Annotated in this window: 19 protein-coding genes and 1 pseudogene; 13 read left to right on the top strand and 7 right to left on the bottom strand. The window is 65.6% G+C overall.

What is annotated here, in order from left to right:
- The first annotated feature begins 360 nt into the window (after positions 1 to 360).
- The 6 genes and pseudogenes from LGN17_RS20635 to LGN17_RS20610 all read left to right on the top strand — a co-directional run bounded on the left by LGN17_RS20635 (position 361) and on the right by LGN17_RS20610 (position 6,077).
- Positions 361 to 1,224, top strand: coding sequence for an alpha/beta fold hydrolase (locus LGN17_RS20635; RefSeq protein ID WP_226198412.1), 864 nt, complete (start codon positions 361 to 363; stop codon positions 1,222 to 1,224).
- 66 nt (positions 1,225 to 1,290) lie between these two features.
- Positions 1,291 to 2,292: an NADP-dependent oxidoreductase gene (locus LGN17_RS20630; RefSeq protein ID WP_226198411.1), complete on the top strand. Its 1,002-nt coding sequence runs from the start codon at positions 1,291 to 1,293 to the stop codon at positions 2,290 to 2,292.
- Positions 2,293 to 2,806: 514 nt separating this feature from the next.
- Positions 2,807 to 3,052: an AbrB/MazE/SpoVT family DNA-binding domain-containing protein gene (locus tag LGN17_RS20625; protein ID WP_226198410.1), complete on the top strand. Its 246-nt coding sequence runs from the start codon at positions 2,807 to 2,809 to the stop codon at positions 3,050 to 3,052.
- Positions 3,049 to 3,159: pseudogene (locus tag LGN17_RS20620) on the top strand (VapC toxin family PIN domain ribonuclease); the annotation flags it as partial. The gene LGN17_RS20625 and the pseudogene LGN17_RS20620, both read left to right, overlap by 4 nt.
- A 341-nt stretch (positions 3,160 to 3,500) precedes the next feature.
- Entirely contained in the window at positions 3,501 to 5,066 is a 1,566-nt protein-coding gene (locus LGN17_RS20615) for a methyl-accepting chemotaxis protein (RefSeq protein ID WP_226198409.1), read from the top strand.
- Between the two features lie 480 nt (positions 5,067 to 5,546).
- Positions 5,547 to 6,077: an OsmC family protein gene (locus LGN17_RS20610; protein WP_226198408.1), complete on the top strand. Its 531-nt coding sequence runs from the start codon at positions 5,547 to 5,549 to the stop codon at positions 6,075 to 6,077.
- Positions 6,078 to 6,243: 166 nt separating this feature from the next.
- On the opposite strand, the gene LGN17_RS20605 is transcribed toward LGN17_RS20610, so the two are convergent.
- From LGN17_RS20605 to LGN17_RS20595, 3 genes are read right to left on the bottom strand one after another with little or no spacing between them, the layout of a single operon-like run.
- Positions 6,244 to 7,065, bottom strand: coding sequence for an ABC transporter ATP-binding protein (locus LGN17_RS20605; protein ID WP_226198407.1), 822 nt, complete (start codon positions 7,063 to 7,065; stop codon positions 6,244 to 6,246).
- On the bottom strand, positions 7,062 to 7,916 hold the full coding sequence (locus tag LGN17_RS20600) for an ABC transporter permease (protein ID WP_226198406.1): 855 nt from the start codon (positions 7,914 to 7,916) through the stop codon (positions 7,062 to 7,064). The genes LGN17_RS20605 and LGN17_RS20600 overlap by 4 nt, the downstream gene beginning before the upstream one ends.
- A gap of 11 nt (positions 7,917 to 7,927) precedes the next feature.
- A complete protein-coding gene (locus LGN17_RS20595; RefSeq protein WP_226198405.1) occupies positions 7,928 to 8,920 on the bottom strand; it encodes an aliphatic sulfonate ABC transporter substrate-binding protein in 993 nt (330 codons plus the stop codon).
- A gap of 348 nt (positions 8,921 to 9,268) precedes the next feature.
- Here LGN17_RS20595 and LGN17_RS20590 point away from each other — a divergent pair, with 348 nt between their 5' ends.
- Positions 9,269 to 10,696: an MFS transporter gene (locus LGN17_RS20590; RefSeq protein WP_226198404.1), complete on the top strand. Its 1,428-nt coding sequence runs from the start codon at positions 9,269 to 9,271 to the stop codon at positions 10,694 to 10,696.
- 261 nt (positions 10,697 to 10,957) lie between these two features.
- Here LGN17_RS20590 and LGN17_RS20585 read toward each other — a convergent pair whose 3' ends face one another.
- Complete coding sequence (locus LGN17_RS20585) at positions 10,958 to 12,352, bottom strand: LLM class flavin-dependent oxidoreductase (RefSeq protein WP_226198403.1); 1,395 nt, start codon at positions 12,350 to 12,352, stop codon at positions 10,958 to 10,960.
- A complete protein-coding gene (locus tag LGN17_RS20580; protein ID WP_226198402.1) occupies positions 12,349 to 13,626 on the bottom strand; it encodes an acyl-CoA dehydrogenase family protein in 1,278 nt (425 codons plus the stop codon). The genes LGN17_RS20585 and LGN17_RS20580 overlap by 4 nt, the downstream gene beginning before the upstream one ends.
- Positions 13,627 to 13,918: 292 nt before the next feature.
- Between LGN17_RS20580 and LGN17_RS20575 the strand changes: the two genes are divergently transcribed.
- Together LGN17_RS20575 and LGN17_RS20570 are read left to right on the top strand one after the other, a co-directional pair.
- Complete coding sequence (locus LGN17_RS20575) at positions 13,919 to 15,157, top strand: SfnB family sulfur acquisition oxidoreductase (protein WP_226198401.1); 1,239 nt, start codon at positions 13,919 to 13,921, stop codon at positions 15,155 to 15,157.
- Positions 15,148 to 15,309 carry a hypothetical protein gene (locus LGN17_RS20570; protein WP_226198400.1) on the top strand — a complete coding sequence of 54 codons (162 nt, stop codon included), beginning with the start codon at positions 15,148 to 15,150 and terminating at the stop codon, positions 15,307 to 15,309. The genes LGN17_RS20575 and LGN17_RS20570 overlap by 10 nt, the downstream gene beginning before the upstream one ends.
- 49 nt (positions 15,310 to 15,358) lie before the next feature.
- Here LGN17_RS20570 and LGN17_RS20565 read toward each other — a convergent pair whose 3' ends face one another.
- A complete protein-coding gene (locus tag LGN17_RS20565; protein WP_226198399.1) occupies positions 15,359 to 15,766 on the bottom strand; it encodes a DUF3224 domain-containing protein in 408 nt (135 codons plus the stop codon).
- A 151-nt stretch (positions 15,767 to 15,917) separates the two neighbouring features.
- Positions 15,918 to 16,748, bottom strand: a complete 831-nt coding sequence (locus LGN17_RS20560) for an alpha/beta fold hydrolase (protein ID WP_226198398.1) — start codon at positions 16,746 to 16,748, stop codon at positions 15,918 to 15,920.
- A gap of 168 nt (positions 16,749 to 16,916) precedes the next feature.
- Between LGN17_RS20560 and LGN17_RS20555 the strand changes: the two genes are divergently transcribed.
- The 4 genes from LGN17_RS20555 (at position 16,917) to LGN17_RS20540 (ending at position 20,254) form a co-directional block, all read left to right on the top strand.
- The gene (locus LGN17_RS20555; RefSeq protein WP_226198397.1) at positions 16,917 to 17,366 is read left to right on the top strand and encodes a MerR family transcriptional regulator; all 450 of its coding nucleotides are present in this window, start codon (positions 16,917 to 16,919) and stop codon (positions 17,364 to 17,366) included.
- Positions 17,367 to 17,542: 176 nt separating this feature from the next.
- On the top strand, positions 17,543 to 18,460 hold the full coding sequence (locus LGN17_RS20550) for an acetoacetate decarboxylase (RefSeq protein ID WP_226198396.1): 918 nt from the start codon (positions 17,543 to 17,545) through the stop codon (positions 18,458 to 18,460).
- Positions 18,438 to 19,748 carry a saccharopine dehydrogenase family protein gene (locus tag LGN17_RS20545; protein ID WP_226198395.1) on the top strand — a complete coding sequence of 437 codons (1,311 nt, stop codon included), beginning with the start codon at positions 18,438 to 18,440 and terminating at the stop codon, positions 19,746 to 19,748. Before LGN17_RS20550 ends, LGN17_RS20545 begins: the two co-directional genes overlap by 23 nt.
- A complete protein-coding gene (locus LGN17_RS20540) occupies positions 19,745 to 20,254 on the top strand; it encodes a MerR family transcriptional regulator (RefSeq protein WP_226198394.1) in 510 nt (169 codons plus the stop codon). The genes LGN17_RS20545 and LGN17_RS20540 overlap by 4 nt, the downstream gene beginning before the upstream one ends.
- The last annotated feature ends 54 nt before the right edge of the window (positions 20,255 to 20,308 follow it).

Raw genomic sequence — 20,308 nt, 5'->3', positions numbered from 1 at the left:
TCGCCTAGAGAACCGCGCCCCGACGAGGGCGGGCTTGCCGCGTTCTTGAAGTCTGCGTTCAGCAGCGGCTGGGGAACGTTTCGCACGCGGCGTCTACGGGCACGCATTTGAGCGCCGAACGCTTGCGATCAGAAACTCATCGCTGGTGAACGTCAGATGCAACGATCCACCACCCGATCGACGCAAGCCCCGCACGAGCGCATCGTCGATGCTGGCGTGCGCAGTCGAAGAAGCGCCGTTGTCCGAATCGATGCTTGAGGCCACGCTTGAGCATCGGTTCGCGGCGCGGATTGAAGTCCCACCTTTTTTTCCCGTCAGCATGATGCTTGACCTATGAAAGCAGCGCCCAGGGAGTGAATGATGAAGAGCGTCAACCCGGACACCCAATCGACAACGTCGTATGCGCGGGCACCGAACAAGTTCGTCAACGCGGCTGGAACCCGCTTCGCCTACCGTGAACTGGGGCCGCACGGCGGCATTCCTTTAGTTTTGCTGAACCACTGGGGCGCCGTGCTGGATAACATCGACCCGCGCATCGTCGATGGCCTGGCTCAGGAACATCGCGTCATCGCGATCGACTATCGAGGCATTGGCTTATCCGGTGGCATCGCACCCGTGACCGTGGACGAGATGGCGCGCGACACCATCGCGCTGATTCGCGCAATGGGTTTCGATCAAGTCGATCTGCTCGGCTTCTCGCTTGGCGGCTTCGTGGCGCAGGACGTAGCGTTCAAGGCGCCAAGCCTGGTGCGCAAGCTTATCCTCACTGGCACGGGCCCTGCCGGCGGTCACGGTATCGATCGTGTGGGTGCCGTATCCTGGCCGCTCATGCTCAAAGGCCTGCTGACGCTGCGCGATCCGAAGGCGTATTTGTTCTTCACGTCCACACCCAACGGCCAGCAGGCGGCAAGCGCCTTCTTGAAACGGTTGAAGGAACGTAAGGCCGGCCGCGACCAGGGGCCGACACCTCGCGCCTTCCTTCATCAACTCAAGGCGATCAACGCGTGGGGCCGGCAAGCGCCGCAGGACCTCGCGAGTCTGCCCATGCCCGTCCTGATCGCCAATGGGGATAACGACATCATGGTGCCCACCGCACTCAGCCACGATATGGCCCGCCGCATCCCCCGGGCGCAGCTCGTCATTTATCAGGACGCTGGCCACGGTGGAATTTTCCAGCATCACACCCACTTCGTACCCACGGCACTGGAATTTCTATCGCAATGAATACGTTGCGGACCAGAGGGTATGAAGTTTTTCGCGAATACGACGCAGCATCGGAGCAAGCGCAACATGAAAGCACTCACATTCAGACGCTATGGCAAATCACCCGAGATCGGGTTCGCCGAAGTGCCGCGTCCCACGCTCAAGCCCGACGAACTGCTGGTTGAGGTTCACGCCGCGGGGGTGAATCCGATCGACAACATGATTCCAACGGGAATGTTCAAACCCGTGTTGAAGTTCCAGTTGCCCGCGACCATGGGTAGCGATCTGGCCGGCATCGTGATCGACGTCGGCAGCCGCGTCACTCGCTTCAGGAAAGGCGACGCCATCTTTGCAAGTCTGTTCGACCTTGGAAGAGGATCTATCGCCGAATTTGCCGTGGTACCGGAAAGCGCAGCAGCCCGGAAACCGGTCAATCTGGACTTCGTGCAGGCCGCCTCGGTTCCAATGGTCGGGCTCACTTCATGGCAAGCACTGAAGGAGCGGGCCAATCTTCAGCCGGGTCAGAAGGTGTTCATTCCCGCGGGGTCCGGCGGTATTGGAACATTGGCGATCCAACTGGCCAAATATTTCGGCGCCAAGGTGGGAACCAATACCAGTACGGGTAACCTCCCGTTGGTGAAAAGCCTGGGCGCGGACGAAGCAATCGACTACAAGAAGCAAGCGTTCGAGAACGTGCTGCGCGACTACGATGTGGTGCTTGGCACGATCAGGGGTGACGCGGTTGAAAAATCGGTAGGAATCTTGAAGCCAGGAGGGAAGATCGTCTCTCTTGTCGGGCCGCTGGACGCAGCGTTCGCCCGTGCCCGGGGGCTGAACTTTGTCCTGAAGTGTGTATTCGGCCTGATGAGCCGCAAGATCATGCGTCTTGCGAGGAAGCGGGATGTTACCTACTCATTTCTCTTCGTACGCCCCGACGGCGCTCAACTTGCCGAGATCGGCAAACTGCTCGAATCCGAACGTATCCATCCTGTGATTGACAAGGTATTTCCGTTTGAACAAGCAAAGGATGCACTTGAATACCTGGCCCAAGGACGTGCGAAGGGTAAAGTCGTGGTCAAGATCAAGTAGCGTACCTAAGGGTTGATTGCTGAGGGATGCTAAGCTAGTGAACGGTGAGTGACTCTCAATGCGCCTGCCCCTGGGCGAGATTGCGTCAGTCTTCGCAACGCCGAGCGCCGGACGACTTCATTTCGCGGCACGCATGACGATATTTTCCCCTTCGGCATTGGTGTCCGCCGGCGAAGTGATCTGCTTCTTTTGCAAACGGTGACGATTTTGCGTTGGTCGACGCTCTCGGAGGCGGGCTAACGCTGACACCGGGGAGCCGAGCTACAACCTGTTCGTTGTGGAAGTGCCGACCAGATCAACGACTTACGACGATCCAACAGTGAGTAGTATTCAGACGCAGCGGTCGTGTCCGGCCGCCGCCACTTCCGGCGGTGGTTCGTCGGTGATCGCCGCGATTGATCTCGGCGGGTGACGTGCGCCACGTTAGGGGTGTCGTTGGCGATTGGACGCCTGCGGCTGGCCCTTGCCCTTCCATTCGCCTTATCTCAAAGTAAGGAATATTGGAGGTATCGCAATGACGGCAGCAACTATCACTTCAAAGGGGCGGGTCACCATTCCGGTGAACATCCGCAATCAGCTTGGCCTGGAGTCCGGAGACCGGATCGAATTCAGCTTCAACGAGGCAACGGGCCGGTACGAAATCTACTCGGCCACGCGCGCGCTCGCATCGCTCAAGGGCATCGTGAAGAGGCCCGAGAAACCGGTATCAATCGAGGACATGAATCGGGCCATCGCCGAACAGGGAGCGTCCGCGCGATGATCGGACTGGATACGAACGTGTTGGTCCGCTATTTCGCTCAAGACGATGCCGTGCAATCGAAGAAGGCGACCGTGCTGATGGAGTCGTTATCGGCGGAGCGTCCGGGGTGTGCGTTCTGTTGCTGCGAAGTCACGGATTTCGAAGCGTTCGGTGTCCCGGTATCTGTCGCTGTTCGGTGTGCAGCCCCATCGTTCCAAGCGCTTTCGCCGATTCCATTCTCCGGAAAGCGGCTCGGCTATGTAAAGTTATTTCCGGGACAGGGCACCAGGCAACCGACACCTGTCGCAATCGTCAAGATTCACGTCGCGTGCAGATAAAACCTCCCCGTTCCCCCCGCCGTTAACCCGTTCGCAGCCCCTGCGCCCCGTGTTGCGACGCGGCGCGCGCCTTTCGTGATCCGGAATCCACATCCGCCGCTGGCCGCGCCCGGCCGGCGCAAGGGAACGTCATGCGAAAACAACTCACTATCCGTGGTGGTCTCGTCGCGACCGTCATCGGCTACACCGTGCTGCTCGTACTGGTGGTCGGCGCGTGCATCGCGGCCCTCTATATGGGCAACGGTTCGCTCGAGGCGATGTACCGCGACGACACCGCGTCGCTGCTGCACCTGAAGACCAGCTCCGAGCGGATGCTCGTGCTGCGCGAACGCATGAGCGACGTTGCGCAGATCATCAGCGCCGGCCGCTCGGGCAAGGAAGAGATCGCGAAACTCCGCACGCTCCTCAAGCAGAGCAACGACGAACTGGATGCCTATGCGGGCCTGCACGCACGCAACGCCGACGAGCAGGCGCTGTTCGACACGCTGCAGAATCGCCGTCAGGCGTTGCTCGACCGCGTGTTCCTGAAGGCGCTGTCGCAACTCGACGGCGACGACGGTTTCGGCTTTCTCGACACGCAACATACCGCGCCGCCCGAGCTGTTCGCCGCCTACCAGGAGGCGATCGATGCGCTCGAGTCGTTCCAGGTTGCGCGCGAAAAGGCGCGCTATGAGGCGGCCGGGGTGCATTTCCACCGGATCGTGTGGGGGATGGCGGCCGTTGCGGCCTTCGCACTCGTCGTCGGCTTTTTTGCACAGCGCGTGCTCGCCAAGGCGATCATCGAGCCGATCAATCTCGCGGTCGACCAGTTCGAGAAGATCTCGAAGGGCGACCTGACCGGAACGGTGGTCGTGCCCGGCGAGAACGAGATGGCCTATCTGCTGCATGCGCTGAAGCGGATGCAGGATGGCCTCGTCGACACCGTGAACCAGGTGCGCGCGAGCACGGAGACGATCGTCGGCGACGTCCGCACGATCGCGAGCGGCAACGTCGACCTGTCGGCGCGCACCGAGCAGCAGGCCGTATCGCTGCAACAGGCGGCGGCGAGCGTCGAGCAGCTGACGGCGGCCGTGCGGCAGAACGCGGACAACGCGCGCGATGCCCGCACCTATGTCGAAGGCGCGGCCGGCATCGCGTCGCGCGGCGGCGAGGCGATGCAGCGCGTCGTCGAGACGATGTCGGCGATTTCGCACGGTTCCACGCGGATCTCCGGAATCGTCGGCGTGATCGAGAGCATCGCGTTCCAGACCAACATCCTGGCGTTGAATGCCGCCGTCGAAGCCGCGCGCGCTGGCGAGCAGGGGCGCGGCTTCGCGGTCGTCGCGACCGAGGTGCGCGGGCTCGCGCAACGCTGCGCGTCGGCGGCGAAGGAGATCCGCGAACTGATCGGCCATTCCGCGCAGCGTGTCGAAGACGGCAGCGGCCTCGTCGCACAGGCCGGCTCGGCGATGGCCGAGCTCGTCGCGGCGGTCGAGCGGGTCAATACGATCATGAGCGAAACCAGCAACGCGTTCGAGGAGCAATCGTCGGGCATCGAGCAGGTGAACGCCGCCGTCATCCAGATGGAGCAGACGATGCAGCGCAATGCCGCGCTGGTCGAGGAGGCCGCGGCTGCGGCGCTGTCGCTCGACGAACAAGGCTCGCGGCTGAGTGCGGCGGTTGCGCAGTTCCGTGTGCGTGACGCAGCGCTCGCCTGACGCATCGATGCGCGCGACCGGAGCGCGATCGTCGGGCCGCGCGTGTGGCCGACGCGGTGCGCCGGCGTCGAAGCGGCACGGTTCTGGTGCGGACATGCTGACTGCCGACGTCGACGCGCGCTTCATGCACCGGCGTGGTGAAGCACGACAATCGGACGAGCGCCGAACCCGATGTGAAGCGGTCTGCGTTCACGGCCCGCGAGGCGATGTCGTCGCCGCCGCGATCCTTGTCGGCCAAGGCGGCCGCGTAATTTCTCGAACGTTCTCCACAGGGTTATGCACGGAAAATGTGGATAACTCGACGGTGACGAAGGACCGCCGACGGTTCGCGTGCGCGCGTGTCGCCATGCGACATCACGTACCGTGAATTGCTTTGCCGGAATGATCGTTTCGTGGCTGTTGCGAAAGGGCATAGCATGAAACCCCCTCTTGATTGGCCGCCGCATGCGTGGCCAGTCATTGCGACCGTACCGGCCCGACATGACGACACTGAACGACTATCTCCAGCAAAAGCGCGACGCGTGGCTCGCGAAAAAGGAAGCCGCCCGCAGCCATCCGGATCTCAAGGCGACCCCGCTGAAAGCGACCGTACGCGCGCTGGGCCGCAGCGGCGTGCGGGAAATCCGCATTCGCGATTTCCAGGTGATCAGCGACAGCCCGTCCGATTTCGCGGGCTACAACCTCGGGCCGGCGTCGCCGGAGCTGCAACTCGGCGTGCTGGGCAGTTGCCTGACGCACATCACGCTGATTCAGGCCGCGGAGCGCGGCCTGAAAATCGACTCGATCGAGGTCGAAGTGACCGGCGACCAGCATCCGCTCGCGCAGCAACCGGGTTTCGAGCATGTGCCGGTGTTCCCGCACAACCTCCGCTATACGCTCGATATCGTGTCGCCCGAACCGCCGGAGACGATTCGCGCACTGCATCAAGCAGTCGAGGCCCTGTGCCCGATCTTCAACCTGCTGCGACTGCCGCAGACGATCGACGGCGAGTTGCGGCATACGCACGGTTGAGGTGCGGCGGTGCACCGGCGCGTTGCAGCCTGTCGCGCCGCTGCGGGGCGAGTAGGCCACCCTATCGGCGCGCGGATATGACTGCGATTCCTGTCGCACCGGTATTCCATGACGGATGCGTCGTCCCGGTGCCTTACGCATGCCGAGTGAGCCAGCCGGCGTGAAGTCAGGCTTCAGAGGGTTGAAGGTCACGCGTTCGGTGCCTCGTCTCGTCGGCACGATCCTGAAGCTGCTGGAATGTGTCCAGCAGCCGCGCGCGCAGCCCGGCCAGCGTCGGGTCGCGGCGATCGCGCGGCCGGGCGACCTCGACGTGGATCTCGTCATCGATGCGGCCCGGGTTGGGCGCGAGCATCAGCACGCGATCGCCGAGATACAGCGCTTCGTCCAGATCGTGCGTGACGACGATCGCAGCCATCCGGTGCCGCTCGACGACATCGAGCAGCAGCGTCTGCAACCGCATCCGGGTGATGGCGTCGACCGCGCTGAACGGTTCGTCGAGTAGCAGCAGGTCCGGTTCGCCGAACAGCCCGCGCGCGATTGCCGCGCGCTGGGCCATCCCGCCCGACAACGTGGCCGGCAGTTGCCGGGCGACCGCGGCCAGGCCGACTTCGTCGAGCAGCCGTGCGACGGACGGCTCGCGCCCGCCTTGCGGGCCGGCCGCAAAGCCGACGTTGTCCGCGATCGATAGCCACGGCAGCAGCCGCGGCTCCTGGAAGATCACGCCAACGCGCGGGGAGGGGCCGTCGAGCGCGATGCCGCCCAGCGTCACGTTGCCGCGGAAATCGGTGTCGAGGCCCGCAACGATCCGCAGCAGCGTGCTCTTCCCGCAACCGCTTGGGCCGACCACACAGACGATCTCGCCGCGCGCGACCTGCAGCGCGACATCGGCGAGGATCGTGCGATCGCCATGGCGCTTGCGGGCGATTCGCAGGTCGAGCAGCGGTGTCGTGGTACCCGCCGCCGTGTGCGCGGAAGGACGCGTGCTCATGTCGACACCTTGCGTGGCGTGTGGTCGAACGCGTCGCGCCAGCCGAGCCAGTGCGCTTCGATGCGCGCCATCGCGCCGTCGGTCAGCTTGCCGAGCAACGCCAGCAGCAGGATCGCACCGAACACGAGATCGGGGCGCCCGGTTTCCCGGCCGTCGCTCAACAGGAAGCCGAGGCCACGCGTGGCCGCGATCAGCTCCGCCGCGACCATGAACATCCACGCGAGGCTGAGGCCGGTGCGCAAGCCGGTGACGATCTGCGGCAGCGCGGCCGGCAGCAGGATGCGACGGAACAGCGCGAGCGGGCCGAGCCGGTACACCGCACCGAGCTCGACGAGCTTGCGATCGACGTCGCGAATGCCGGCGACCACCGCGAGGTGGACCGGGAAGAAGGCGCCGATGGCGATCAGCGTGATCTTCGGTGCTTCATCGATGCCGAGCCACAGCAGCAACACCGGCACCCACGCGAGCGACGGAATCGCGCGCAGCGCCTGGAACGTCGGTTCGAACAGCGCGTCGATCCGGCGGCTCAGGCCCATCGCCGCGCCGACGACGAGCGCGAGCCCGGCGCCCGCGGCAAATCCCGCCGCAACCCGCAGCGTACTCGCGCCGACATGGCGCGCCACGCGCGTGACGCCCATGCGCGCGAGCGTGGCGAGAATCTCGCTCGGCGCCGGGACGAGATGATTCGGCAGCCAGCCCTGCCGCACGACGACCTCCAGCAATGCGAGCGCCGCGAACGGCAGCGCGAGGCCCGCGATTCGCCATCCGCGCAGCGGATCGCGCCGGACGGCGCGTGCCGAAGCGGTGTGACGGGGGGCGAGCGCGTCGTCGCGGGCGGCGGTGTCGGTCATGGGCGGCAGGCTCAGCGCGACGCGCCGACGAGCGGGCGCGCGAACGCCGGATCGATCAGCGTATCGACGATCTTCGCGGGGTCGACGCCGGGCCTGGTCAGCTGTTCGGCTGTCAGCACGGGCGCCGCCGCCTTCAGCGCCGCGCGCTGCGTGTCGCCGGGAACGGGATCGCTGAAGTCGTTGCGCTGCAGCTGCAGTGTCGCCACCGGCAGCGATACCTTCGATGCGTCGGCGACGATCTGCGCGGTATCGGCCGGATGCGCGACGATCCACTGACGCGCGCGATCGTAGACCTTCAGTACACGCGTGACGGCCTGCGGGTACTGGCTGGCGAACGCGTCGCGGACGTTCAGGAAACCATAGGTGTTGAATGCAACGTTGCGATAAAGCAGGCGCGCACCGTCATCGAGCTGCGCCGCGGCCATGTGCGGATCGAGGCCGGCCCAGGCATCGACCTGGCCGTTCGCGAGTGCGGTGCGCCCGTCGGGATGCTGCAGGTTGACGATCTCGACGTCGTCGCGGGTCAGGCCGACCGTGTGCAGCGCGCGAAGCGTGAACAGGAACGGATCGGTGCCGCGTGTCGCGGCGATTTTCTTGCCCTTCAGGTCCGCGAGCGAGCGGATCGGCGAATCCTTGCGGACCACGAGTGCGGTCCATTCAGGGCGGGAGAACACGTAGACCGTATGAATCGGGTTGCCGTTCGCGCGGGCGAGCACCGACGCGAGACCCGCGGCGGAACCGAAATCGACCGCGCCGCTGTTCAGGTATTCGAGGGCACGATTGCTGCCCAGGCTCAGCACCCAGCGAATCGACGTGCGGTCGGCCTTGAATTCGTCTTCGAGCCAGCCGAAGTGACGGATCACCAGGCTCTCCGGTGAGTAGTACGCGTAGTCGACGCGGATCTCCGCGGGTGTCGCGGCGCGTGCGTGCGCCGAGACGAGGCCGGCGAACGCGGCAACGAGGAGGGCCGCGGAGCGCCACGCGCGGGGCCAGGACAGCTTCATCGGGGATGCTCCGGAAGAGCGGCAAGGTGCCGCGAACAGTCAGGGTGACCGGCTAATGTAACGAAGCGTCGGCGATCCGCGAACGAAGAAATCCGCGATTGAACATGTACGCTGCTGCTAAGCGCGGACGGCGAGCAACTTAATGACGCGGGCCGAATAATTTATCGCTTTATATCGCTTGGGATAACCGGATCGGAAGAACAGAATGCATGCGGCCGGAACGTGATGGCGGCGCGTATCGAAAGGATCGCGGTAGCACCGGGTCTCTGTCGGTCGCGCATGTTGAACGCCCGAGTTCCGGCTCCATGCGGACCTCGCCGATCATTCGGCGAAAAACTAAGGAATGCGATGAGTTCGATTGATCTGAACGCCGTCACGCCGGTATCGTCACCCATTCGCTCGGCAAGCGACGTCGCGCGCCTGATCAACACGGTGGGCAGCCCGGTCAGCCATGCCCGGATGATCGTGTTGCTGGCGCTCGGCGGCGTCTTTCTCGATGCGTACGACCTGACGACGCTGTCCTATGGGATCGATGACGTGGCGCGCGAGTTCGGCCTGACACCTGCGCTGACCGGGCTGGTCGGGTCGGCGATCATGATCGGCACGATCTTCGGCAGCCTGATCGGCGGATGGCTGACCGACAAGATCGGCCGCTATCAGGTTTTCATGGCCGACATGCTGTTTTTCGTGGTCGCGGCGATCGCGGCCGGGCTGGCGCCGAACGTCTGGGTGCTGATCGGCGCGCGCTTCGTGATGGGGCTTGGTGTCGGCATCGATCTGCCGGTCGCGATGGCGTTTCTCGCGGAGTTCTCGAAGTTCAACGGTCACGGCAACAAGGCGTCGCGGCTCGCGGCGTGGTGCCCGATGTGGTACGTGGCCTCCTCGGTCTGCTTCCTGCTGATCTTCGGACTGTATTTCCTGCTGCCTGCCGAGCACGCCGGATGGCTCTGGCGCGCGTCGCTGATCTTTGGCGCGGTGCCCGCGCTCGTCATCATTCTGTTCAGGAACCGCTTCATGAACGAATCGCCGCTGTGGGCCGCGAACCAGGGCGATCTGGCCAATGCCGCGCGGATTCTGCGCGAGTCGTACGGGATTCATGCGCACGAAGCGGAGGACGCCCGACGCGCGCCGAGCCCGCCGCCCGTGCGAATTCGCGTGCTGTTCCAGCGCCCGTACCTGGGGCGCACGATCGTCGCCAGCGTGATGAATCTGTGCATCCCGTTCGAATATACGGCGATTGCCTTCTTCCTGCCGTCGATCCTGTCGCAGTTTCTCGGTGCGGGTGTGTTCGAAACGATCGCGGCGTCGCTGGCGCTGAACGTCCTGTTTGCGTTCACCGGCGGCTTGCTGGGCATGCGCCTTGCCCATCGCCATGCGTCGCGTCATGTCGCAATCGCGGGATTCGCGCTCCAGTGCGTCGCGCTCGTGGCGCTCGCGCTGGCGGGGCATCCGCATGGCGCGGTCGCGATCGGCTTCGTGCTGTTGATGCTCGGGACCTGGCTGTTCGCCGAAGGGTTCGGGCCCGGCGCTCAGATGATGATCTACCCGACGCTGTCGTATCCGGCGGCGATCCGCGGCACCGGCGTCGGCTTCGGGCGTTCGCTGTGCGGCATCGGTCAGGCGCTCGCGCTGTTCGTGCTGCCGATCCTGCAGGCCCGGCTCGGTACGGACATGTTCTGGGTCGTCGCGATCAGCGCCGCTACGCCGATCGTGTTCCTGCTGATCGTGCGTTACGAGCCGACGGCGCGTGATATCGACGACGAGGGCGTTGTTTGAGCAAGGTCACGGTCGCTCGTCATTGGGAAAGCGGGCGCGCTTGGTGCGCGCGTCGTCGTTGCCACGACCGCAATGCTCGCCCGCTCGATGCGCGAGCGCGGAAGCAGAGTGCACGTAGGGGCCGCACCGGGTGGCGAGTGACGGGAGAGGGGCGATCGGGCGGCGTGTCGGGCGAGTGGTGGCCCGACACACCGGTTTCTGCTCATCGTGAGGCCAGCCGGCCCGCACGCGGGCCAGCCAGCCGACGCGTTGCCGTTACGCTCAGGCCGCTACCCGCTCGGCATCGCGCTTGACCTGCTCGATGTCGCGGAACTGCGCGGCCGGATGTTCGTCAGGCAGCCGCGCCGATCCGCCGAACAGTTTCTCGCGTAGCGTGCCGGGCGCATAGCCGGTCGGATACACGCCGCGCCGCTGCAGCTCGGGGACGAGATGACGCACGACATCCTCGAAGGTTTCGTGCGCCACCGCATACGCGAGATTGAAGCCGTCCACGTCGGTAGCGGCGACCCATTCCTGCAGGATGTCCGCGACGGTCGCGGCCGAGCCGACGAACACCGGGCCCAGGCCGCCGATGCCGCCCCAGGCCGCCAGTTCCTCGATCGTCCATGCGGTGTCGCCGCCTGCCAGGTGTTCGACCGCCGACACGATCGCATTCGTTTCGACGCGCCGGACGGGATCGTGCGGGGCGTACTGGCCGAAGTCGATGCCGGTCCAGCCGGACATGAACACCAGCGAACCGTCGTACGACACATACTGGCGATATTCGTCGAACTTCGCCTGCGCTTTCTCGTCGGTTTCGTCGACGATCACGGTGACGAGGTTGTAGATCAGGACCTTGCTCGCGTCGCGCCCGGCAGCCGTGGCCTGCGCGCGCACGTCGGCCACGTAGCGCGCGAGTTGCGGGCGGGTCGGTGCGGCAACGAACACGCATTCCGCGTGCTGCGCGGCGAACGCCTTGCCGGGGCCGGACGCGCCGGCCTGGAACAGCACCGGCGTGCGCTGCGGCGACGGTTCGCACAGGTGATAGCCGGGCACGTCGAAGAAACGGCCCTTGTGACCGATCTCGTGCACTTTCTCCGGATGCGTGAACACGCGGCCGTCGCGATCGCGGACGACCGCACCGTCTTCCCAGCTCCCCTCGAACAGCTTGTACAGCACCTCGACGTATTCGGCCGCGACCGCATAGCGGTCGTCGTGCGTGCGCAAGCCGTGATCGCCGACGTTCTTCGCGCCGCTTTCGAGGTAGGACGTCACGATGTTCCACGCGAGCCGGCCCTTCGTGTGATGGTCGGCGGTCGACAGCCGGCGCGCGAACGTGTACGGGTGTTCGAACGTCGTCGATGCGGTGATGCCGATGCCGAGATGCTCGGTCGCCATCGCGATCGGCGCGGCGAGCTGCAGCGGATCGTTGACCGGGATCTGCGCGGCCTGCTGCAGCGCGTGGTAATTGCTGCCCTGGTAGACGTCGTAATAGCCGATCACGTCCGCGATGAAGATCGCGTCGAAGATCCCGCGTTCGAGCACGCGCGCGAGATCGGTCCAGTAGTCGAGATCCTTGTACTGCCACGACCGGTCGCGCGGGTGCGCCCACAGCCCGGGCGACTGGTGGCCGACGCAGTTCATCTCGAACGCGTTGAAGCGGATGGTCTTGCTCATCGGGCGGCTCCTGTCGCTGCCTGCGTGCTCGCGCCCCCATCAGCACCTGCGCCGTTGCCGATCTGCCAGACGAACGGCGGCGTGCGCCCGTTGATGACCCAGTCGCCGACGATTCGCGCCTTGTAGACGAGCGGATTGTGCGACGACACGGTGCGCGCGTTGCGCCAGTGACGATCGAGCGCCGTCGTGCTGCGGGTCGCGGAAGCGCCGAGCGCGTCGAACAGGCGCGTCGCCGCGCGCAATACGAGTTCCGACACGACGAGCTGGCTTTGCGCGGATTCGATCTCGGCCGCGACGTTCGCATCGTGCTCGGCCGTTGCGTCGTCGCCGAAGTGCGCCTCGTAGGCCTGTTGCAGCGGCTGCGCGGCGCGCAGCGCGAGCGCGTCGGCCGCATAGGCCCACGACGCGATCTCGCCGATGACCTGTTGAAGCTGCGCGTCGTCGGCCGCGCGCGGGGCGTTGCCGTGGCTGTAGACGCGGGTGCGGCGGCGTACCAGGTCGCCCGCGTCGCGCACGATCGCGTGGCCGATGCCGGCCAGCGTCGCGACGTGGAAGAGCTGGTAGAACGCCGTCTGGTACTTGAAGCGTCGCGCGAAGTCGATGATGTCCCGTGCGTCGACCGCCGCGTCTTCGAAGCGCGTGGTGCCGCTGCCGGTCGTCGTCTGGCCGAAGCCGTCCCAGTCGTCTTCGCGGATCACGCCGGGCTGTGCGGTTGCCACGGCGACGATCACGTCACGGCCGTCGTCCGCGCGTTGCGCGAACACGTCGATCCAGTCGGCGAACAGGCTGCCGGTGCTGTAGAACTTCCGGCCGTTCAGCACGAACCGGCCATTCCGTTCCGAAACCTTCGTGATGGTCTGGCCAAGCGCCACGTCGCCGGTTTCCGTCCACGCATTGCCGACGAGCTGGCCGCTCGCGAAGCGGTCGAACCACGTCTGGCGATCGGCGCCGGGCGGCGCGTTCAGCCAGTCCTCGACGAACGCGAAGTGCCCGCGCAATGCCTGCGGCAGATTGGAATCGGCTGCGGCGAGTTCGATCAGCAGCCGGAACAGCTGCGGCAGCGACGCGCCGGCGCCGCCATCGTGCACCGGCAGCCGCACGGCGCCGAAGCCGGCGGCCTTCAGCCAGCCCATCGCCTCGTGCGGGAGTTCGCGGCGGCGCTCGCGTTCCGCGGTGCCGGCCGCGATGCGTTCGAAGATCGGCCTGAAGCGGCCGGCAAGCGCGTCATAGTCGGCGCCGGTGGAAAGGCGGGTTGCTGCGGGAGACGAAGTCATGCGGGAGTCCTTGAAAGGCGGGGCCGTCGATGCCGGCAGGCCAGTATAGGAAGCGTGCTGAGGACGATCCAATAACGGATTCGCACATCGTTATCGCCATCGGGCATTACGCGGGCGGGGCGGCGTGGTGTCGATGTTGAAGCGTCGATCTCACCGCTGACGCGCGGTTGCCTGCATGCGGCGTGCCGGATCGTTTGTCATCCGAAGGAATATCGTTGTGCGAATCGATCGGTTTGCCGGCATGCGGGGCGCTGCTAGATTGAATCTTTCCGTCAACCAGCAGGAGAGCCCGATGTCAGAGACGAGCGCCACGATCCAGGAACGGCCGGCCGATACGCAACCGCAGGCGGCCCGCGTGATCGCCGACGACGCGCAGGCCATCGCGGCCGCGCATGCGCTTGCGCAGCGGCTCGCGGAAGGGGCGGCCGAGCGCGACCGGGCGCGCCGGCTGCCGCACGACGAGATCGAATGGTTCTCGCAATCGGGGCTGTGGGCCATCACGGTGCCGAAGGCCTATGGCGGCGCGGGCGTGTCGCATGTGACGCTGACGGAGGTCGTGAAGATCGTCGCGGCGGCCGATCCGTCGCTCGGGCAGTTGCCGCAAAATCATTTCGGGCTGGTCGACGTGATCGCGCTGACCGGCACCGACGCGCAGAAGCGTCACTTCTTCTCGGAAGTGCTGAGCGGCAAGCGGTTCGGCAACGGTTTTTCGGAGAAGGGCACGAAGCACGTGCTCGACCTGAAGACGCGCGTGCGGCGGGACGGCGACGATTACGTCGTCGACGGTACCAAGTTCTATTCGACCGGGGCGCTGTTCGCGCATTACGTGCCGGTGCTCGGCCTCGACGACGAGCGCCACGCGTGGCTCGCGTACATTCGCCAGCCGACGCCCGGGCTGACCGTGATCGACGACTGGTCGGGGTTCGGGCAGCGGACCACCGCGAGCGGCACCGTCGTGCTCGACCACGTGCGCGTGCCTGCGTCGCACGTGCTGCCGGCCCAGCGCGTGTCGGATCTGCCGACGTTGAACGGCCCGCTGTCGCAGATCATCCAGGCCGCGATCGACGCGGGCATCGCGAAGGCCGCGCTCGACGATACGCTGGCGTTCGTGCGCACGCGCACGCGTCCGTGGGTCGACAGCGGCGTCGAGCGGGCGGCCGACGATCCGCTGACGATTCGCGAGATCGGCCACTTGCACATCCAGCTGCATGCGGCGGAGGCGCTGCTGGAGCGCGCGGCGCGGACGCTCGACGAGATCGCGGCGCGCGGCGGCGTGACCGACGGCGATGTGGCGCGCGCGTCGGTGGCGGTGGGCGAGGCGAAGGTGTTGACGACGGAGATCGCGCTGCTCGCGGGCGAGAAGCTGTTCGAGCTGGCCGGCACGCAGTCGACGCTGGCCGAGCACAACCTCGACCGGCATTGGCGCAATGCACGCACGCACACGCTGCACGATCCGGTGCGCTGGAAATACCACCTCGTCGGCAACTACTACCTGAACGGCGTGCGGCCGGCGCGCCATGCGTGGAATTGAACGCGTGGCGACCGTGGTGTGATGGCGCGGCGACGGTTGAGCGCATCGCCGTGGTCGAACGCCTTCACGCGATCATGAGCGAACCCGGCAATGCCTTCGTCGAAGCGCAAGCGCCGGGTATCGGGCGGATGAATGCTGCCAGGCGGATGTGACTGTCACGTCGCGGCGACGCGATGAAGTCGCCGCATCCCGATGCGTCGGCTAGCGGGGCGAGTCAGGCAGCGTGTAGTCGAAGCGGTACGAATGTTGGCCGTTGTCGATGGCAATGATCATCGAGCCCGAGAGCCCCAGCAATTCTCCGGTTCCGGAATCGGGCACGACGGTGATCGATTGCTGCGGCTGCCCGCGGGTCATCGTGGAGCTATGCTGCAGGACAAAACTGCCGTGGCGGCCGCCCAGCGCACCTTGCACGGTTTCCATCGCCACATAGCCGGCGGAACCCTGGACGCTGCTTCGAAACGCGAGCATCTCGCCCTGACTGACGGCTTCCAGGTCGCCGTGATATTGCTTGTCCAGCGACATGCGGCCGAGCCCGGACCGTTCCGCGACGGTACTCAGGGATTCCGGATTCAGCTTCACTTCAAACGGACCATTAGCTAGCGATGTCATCGCAGCGCTCCTTGTCGAATTGGCAACCGGCACTATAAACCAGCCGGGTTCCGCCGGAGGCAACGGTTTGCTCGATATGGCGGAATCGAATACGAATCGGGTGGCCTTCAGCCGCCGTGGCAACTGAAGGTCGCGCTGGCGTTGTCGGCGTTCAGCTGCGGATGAACGCGAGCAGATCGGCGTTGATCGTCTCGGCGTTCGACGTAGGCATGCCATGCGGGAAGCCGGCATACGTCTTCAACGTGCTGTTCCTGGCCAGCTTCGCCGACAGGAGACCGGAGTCGGCATACGGGACGATCTGGTCGTCGTCGCCATGCATCACGAGAACGGGAATCGTGGTGCTTTTCAGGTCTTCGGTGAAGTCGGTCTGCGAAAACGCGACGATGCCGTCGTAGTGCGCCTTCGCGCTGCCCATCATGCCCTGCCGCCACCAGTTCCAGATGACGCCTTGCGACGGTTTTGCGCCGTCGCGGTTGTAGCCGTAGAACGGGCCGGCCGGGACGTCGTAGTAGAACTGAGCGCGGTTTGCCGCGAGTTGCGCCTGGAGGTTGTCGAACACCGCTTTCGGCAGGCCGCCCGGATTGCTGTCCGTCTGGACCATCAGCGGCGGAACGGCGCTGATCAGCACGGCCTTGGCGACGGGGTCTTCGCCGTGACGGGCGACATAGTGGATGACCTCGCCGCCGCCGGTCGAATGGCCGACGTGCACGGCGCCTTGCACGCCGAGGTGTTTCACGACCGCGGCGACGTCGTCCGCGTAGTGATCCATGTCATGACCGTCCCAGACCTGGCTGGAGCGCCCGTGGCCGCGACGGTCGTGCGCGATCACGCGGTAGCCCTGTGCGAGGAAGTAGAGCATCTGCGCATCCCAGTCGTCGGCGCTAAGCGGCCAGCCATGATGAAAGAAGATCACCTGGGCGTCGCGCGGCCCCCAGTCCTTGTAGAAGATGTCGACGCCATCCTTCGTTGTGACGTATCCCATGTCTGCTCCTGTTCGGTGGGCGATATCGATCCGTGACGGTCCTGCCGTTCGCGAGGGTCGCCAGGCGGGCGCTGCGTACGTGGCGGCATCGGCCGTCCGCCTGCCTTGGCGATGTACTCACTCTAGGTTTAAAGTTAGGTTTAATGTCAATACGCTGGCGAGGCAGGTATGAGAATTGGGGAGCTCGCGAAGTTCAGTGGCCTGACGGCATCGCGGATCCGTTTCTACGAGGCTGAAGGGCTGCTTACGGCCGTGGAGCGCGGCACGAATGGTTATCGCGACTACGGCGACGATGCGGTGTGGATGCTCGAGATCATCGCCAGCGCACAGAGCGCCGGGTTCTCGCTGGAGCAGATTCGCCATCTGCTGCCGGTGAAAGCCGGCAACTGGCAGCATGACGGGCTGGTGGAGGCACTCGAACGGAAAGTCGCCGAGATCGAGGCGATGCAGAGGCGCCTCAAGGAGAACAAGGCGCAACTGCTGGTTGCGATCGACAGCATCAAGAACCGGCCGACCGAGCTGAACTGCTCGGAGCGTACGCGATGGGTGATGGACCGGTTGCGCAATTCGGGCGAGGTATCGACACCCGTCAAGGGGCGTCGCACGGCCGCCAAATGATCCGACGCCGGCGCGGCGAGCGCCTGCCGGTTGCCCGGACGCAATCCGACGTGCCCCTCTACTCGGGCCCTTGACCTTAAAGTTGACTTCAATCCTAGAGTGCTTGCTGACGGCAGTGAGTCAGCGGGCATCGGGTGTTGCCTGCCACGGTCGATCATCGAAGAGAGGCGACGAACATGGACAGGCGGTTGACACAGGTCGAATTCGGACCACACAAGGTCGACGTGCCCGAAGGCGGGTACTACGACCGGTTCCGGATGAACCCTGACCTCGACGAGGTGGCGCGCGATCCCGCGGCGGGGAACATCGATTTTTTCCGTCGGATTCCGAAGCGTCAGGTGGAGTCGAGGGTCGGCCCGACCTGGGCGCCGAATTTCTACTATCGTTCCAGCAGCATTCAGCTGCTGTTCCTCGCGCCGCTCGAACGCCTGCGGACCACCCTGCCGGTGCCGCTCGAGCCGCTGCGCGCGCTTCCCGGGTACGGGCTCGTCGCGCTGACCTTCTTCTCGTATTCGGTGTGCGACAACGATCCGTATGACGAAGTGTCGGTCGCGGTGGTGATCCGGCGGCCCGGCGCGACCGGGTCGCACGCGCTCGAGCTGATCGACTCGATGCGGCGCCGGAGCTTCTTTGCGCACGTCCTGGCGCTGCCGGTCACCACCGAAATCGCGCGGGTGCGCGGCGTGCACGGCTATCAACTGCCCAAGTGGCTCGCCGATATCGACGTGAACCTCGGCGCCGCCGCCAGCGCCCGCATTGCCGGCCCGGGCGGCCGGCCGGACCTGAGCCTGAGCGTACCGATGCCCGAGCTGACCCGCGTCGCGTCGCAGTCGCACATGGGCACGTCGACGATGATCAACCGCATCGACGGCGAATGGCACCAGACATGGGTGCAGACGAATGCGCTATCGTTCGCCCAGCGCCTGCTGCCGCGCAACGTCGAGCTCGTGCGGCACGGCGGTCCGTTGAGCCAGCTGCTCGACGGGCTGGGCGCGTCCACCATCCTGCGTCTCGACGTGGTGAAGGACGCGCAACTGGTGCTGAACCTGCCGACTCCCTTGAAGGCCTTCGATGAACCCGGAAAGCAACGCTGACACCACGCAACACCGCGGCACGCCGGCGCCGAAGGCGTCGCCCACGACCCGTCCGATCCACGATCTCGTCGTGTTTGGCGCCACCAGTTTCGTCGGGCAGATCCTGGCCCGCTATCTGTCGGAATACCTGTCGGGCGCTGGCGAGACGCTGCGCTGGGCCATTGCCGGCCGCTCCGAGGCAAAGCTCAGGCAGGTCAGGGACACGCTGGGCGCGGCCGGGCAGTCGGTGCCGATCATCGTCGCCGACGCGGCCGACGAAGCGCAGCTTCGAGCGCTCTGCGCGCAGACGCGGGTGGTCGTGTCCACCGTCGGCCCCTACGCGCTTTACGGGGAGCCGCTGGTCAGGACCTGCGCGGAAACCGGCACCGACTACTGCGACCTTACCGGCGAGACGCAGTGCATCAAGCGGATGATCGACAAGTACGAGCCGGCGGCCCGGCAATCGGGCGCACGCATCGTCCATTGCTGCGGCTTCGATTCGGTGCCGTCGGACATGGGGGTGTTCTTCCTGCAGCAACAGGCGCGGCAGCAGTGGGGCGCGCCGGCCACACAGGTGAAGATGCGTGTCAGGACGCTGAAGGGCGGCGCGTCGGGCGGCACGGTGGCGAGCGTGATCAACGTCGTCCGGGAGGCCGTGGCCGATCCCGCATTGCGCAGGGAACTGCTCGATCCTTATTCGCTGTGCCCGAAGGGGCATGGCTTCACGATGCGCCAGCATGCGGTGCGGTCCGCCGCATTCGATCGCGACTTCGATGCGTGGATCGCGCCATTCGTGATGGCGGCGATCAACGAGCGTATCGTGCATCGCTCCAATGCGCTTGCCGGCAACGCGTACGGCAGCCGCTTCACGTATGACGAAGCGGTGATGACGGGCACGGGCCTCAAGGGCCGGCTGACCGCGGTGACGATGGTGGCCGGCCTTGGCGCGTTCATGGTGGGTGTCGTCATCAAGCCCGTGCGCAGCCTGATGGAGCGCTTCCTGCTGCCGAAACCCGGCGAGGGGCCGAGCGCGGCGGCGCAACTGGCCGGCCGCTACGATCTGCGATTCTTCGGCCGGGCCGACGACGGGAAGACCTTGCGGGTGAAAGTCACCGGCGACCGCGATCCCGGCTACGGCTCCACCGGCAAGATGCTCGGCCAGGCCGCGATCAGTCTCGCACTGGATTGCGCCGGCGACGGCATCAAGACCGGTCGCGGCGGCGGCTTCTGGACGCCCGCGACGATGTTCGACGCGCGCTACATCGAGCGCCTGGTTCGTCATGCGGGGTTGCGTTTCGAAGTGATTTGAGCGCGTGCCGTTCGCCATTCGACAGGAAGCCGATAAAGATCGGATTGCGAATCAATATCAGGAGACAGCCGACAGTCACGACGGGGCAGAGGGCCGGACGCGATCCGGCCGGGGAGTATCGGAACATGAAGATCGGGGAACTGGCGCAACGCACCGGCGTGACCCCTTCGCGCATCCGCTTTTACGAACGCATCGGTCTGTTGACGGTCGTCGAGCGCGAAGCGAACGGCTATCGCACTTATCCGCAGGAAGCGGTGACGGTGCTCGATCTGATCACGGCCGCGCAGCAGGCGGATTTCAGTCTCGACGAGATTCGCACCTTGATCCCGGCCGATCTCGCGCAGTGGCCATGCGATTCGTTGCTGGCTGCGCTGGGCCGCAAGGTGCAGGGCATCGAGGCGCTCGAGGCGCAGCTCGCGCAGCGCAAGGCACGGATCCTGTCGAGGATCGCCGAAATCGCCGCGAAGTTGGAGTCGGTCGATTGTGCAGCCCGTGCGCAACGATGACTGTCGCGGATCCCACCCGGGCATGCGGCGGATCGCGGAAGCGGTGACGCTGCA

Source organism: Burkholderia sp. AU30280 (genome assembly GCF_020420125.1).
Lineage (GTDB): Bacteria > Pseudomonadota > Gammaproteobacteria > Burkholderiales > Burkholderiaceae > Burkholderia.
The sequence above is the reverse complement of the archived record's forward strand: the minus strand, read 5'-3'. Positions and strand labels throughout refer to the sequence as shown.

What these genes read in the sequence shown, in the direction of transcription:
- LGN17_RS20610 (WP_226198408.1), top strand. Translation starts at nt 5,547, where the DNA reads ATGACGACACTGAACGACTATCTCCAGCAAAAGCGCGACGCGTGGCTC.
- LGN17_RS20575 (WP_226198401.1), top strand. Translation starts at nt 13,919, where the DNA reads ATGTCAGAGACGAGCGCCACGATCCAGGAACGGCCGGCCGATACGCAA.
- LGN17_RS20615 (WP_226198409.1), top strand. Translation starts at nt 3,501, where the DNA reads ATGCGAAAACAACTCACTATCCGTGGTGGTCTCGTCGCGACCGTCATC.
- LGN17_RS20630 (WP_226198411.1), top strand. Translation starts at nt 1,291, where the DNA reads ATGAAAGCACTCACATTCAGACGCTATGGCAAATCACCCGAGATCGGG.
- LGN17_RS20605 (WP_226198407.1), bottom strand. Translation starts at nt 7,065, where the DNA reads ATGAGCACGCGTCCTTCCGCGCACACGGCGGCGGGTACCACGACACCG.
- LGN17_RS20590 (WP_226198404.1), top strand. Translation starts at nt 9,269, where the DNA reads ATGAGTTCGATTGATCTGAACGCCGTCACGCCGGTATCGTCACCCATT.
- LGN17_RS20555 (WP_226198397.1), top strand. Translation starts at nt 16,917, where the DNA reads ATGAGAATTGGGGAGCTCGCGAAGTTCAGTGGCCTGACGGCATCGCGG.
- LGN17_RS20565 (WP_226198399.1), bottom strand. Translation starts at nt 15,766, where the DNA reads ATGACATCGCTAGCTAATGGTCCGTTTGAAGTGAAGCTGAATCCGGAA.
- LGN17_RS20625 (WP_226198410.1), top strand. Translation starts at nt 2,807, where the DNA reads ATGACGGCAGCAACTATCACTTCAAAGGGGCGGGTCACCATTCCGGTG.
- LGN17_RS20545 (WP_226198395.1), top strand. Translation starts at nt 18,438, where the DNA reads ATGAACCCGGAAAGCAACGCTGACACCACGCAACACCGCGGCACGCCG.
- LGN17_RS20600 (WP_226198406.1), bottom strand. Translation starts at nt 7,916, where the DNA reads ATGACCGACACCGCCGCCCGCGACGACGCGCTCGCCCCCCGTCACACC.
- LGN17_RS20635 (WP_226198412.1), top strand. Translation starts at nt 361, where the DNA reads ATGAAGAGCGTCAACCCGGACACCCAATCGACAACGTCGTATGCGCGG.
- LGN17_RS20560 (WP_226198398.1), bottom strand. Translation starts at nt 16,748, where the DNA reads ATGGGATACGTCACAACGAAGGATGGCGTCGACATCTTCTACAAGGAC.
- LGN17_RS20595 (WP_226198405.1), bottom strand. Translation starts at nt 8,920, where the DNA reads ATGAAGCTGTCCTGGCCCCGCGCGTGGCGCTCCGCGGCCCTCCTCGTT.
- LGN17_RS20580 (WP_226198402.1), bottom strand. Translation starts at nt 13,626, where the DNA reads ATGACTTCGTCTCCCGCAGCAACCCGCCTTTCCACCGGCGCCGACTAT.
- LGN17_RS20550 (WP_226198396.1), top strand. Translation starts at nt 17,543, where the DNA reads ATGGACAGGCGGTTGACACAGGTCGAATTCGGACCACACAAGGTCGAC.
- LGN17_RS20585 (WP_226198403.1), bottom strand. Translation starts at nt 12,352, where the DNA reads ATGAGCAAGACCATCCGCTTCAACGCGTTCGAGATGAACTGCGTCGGC.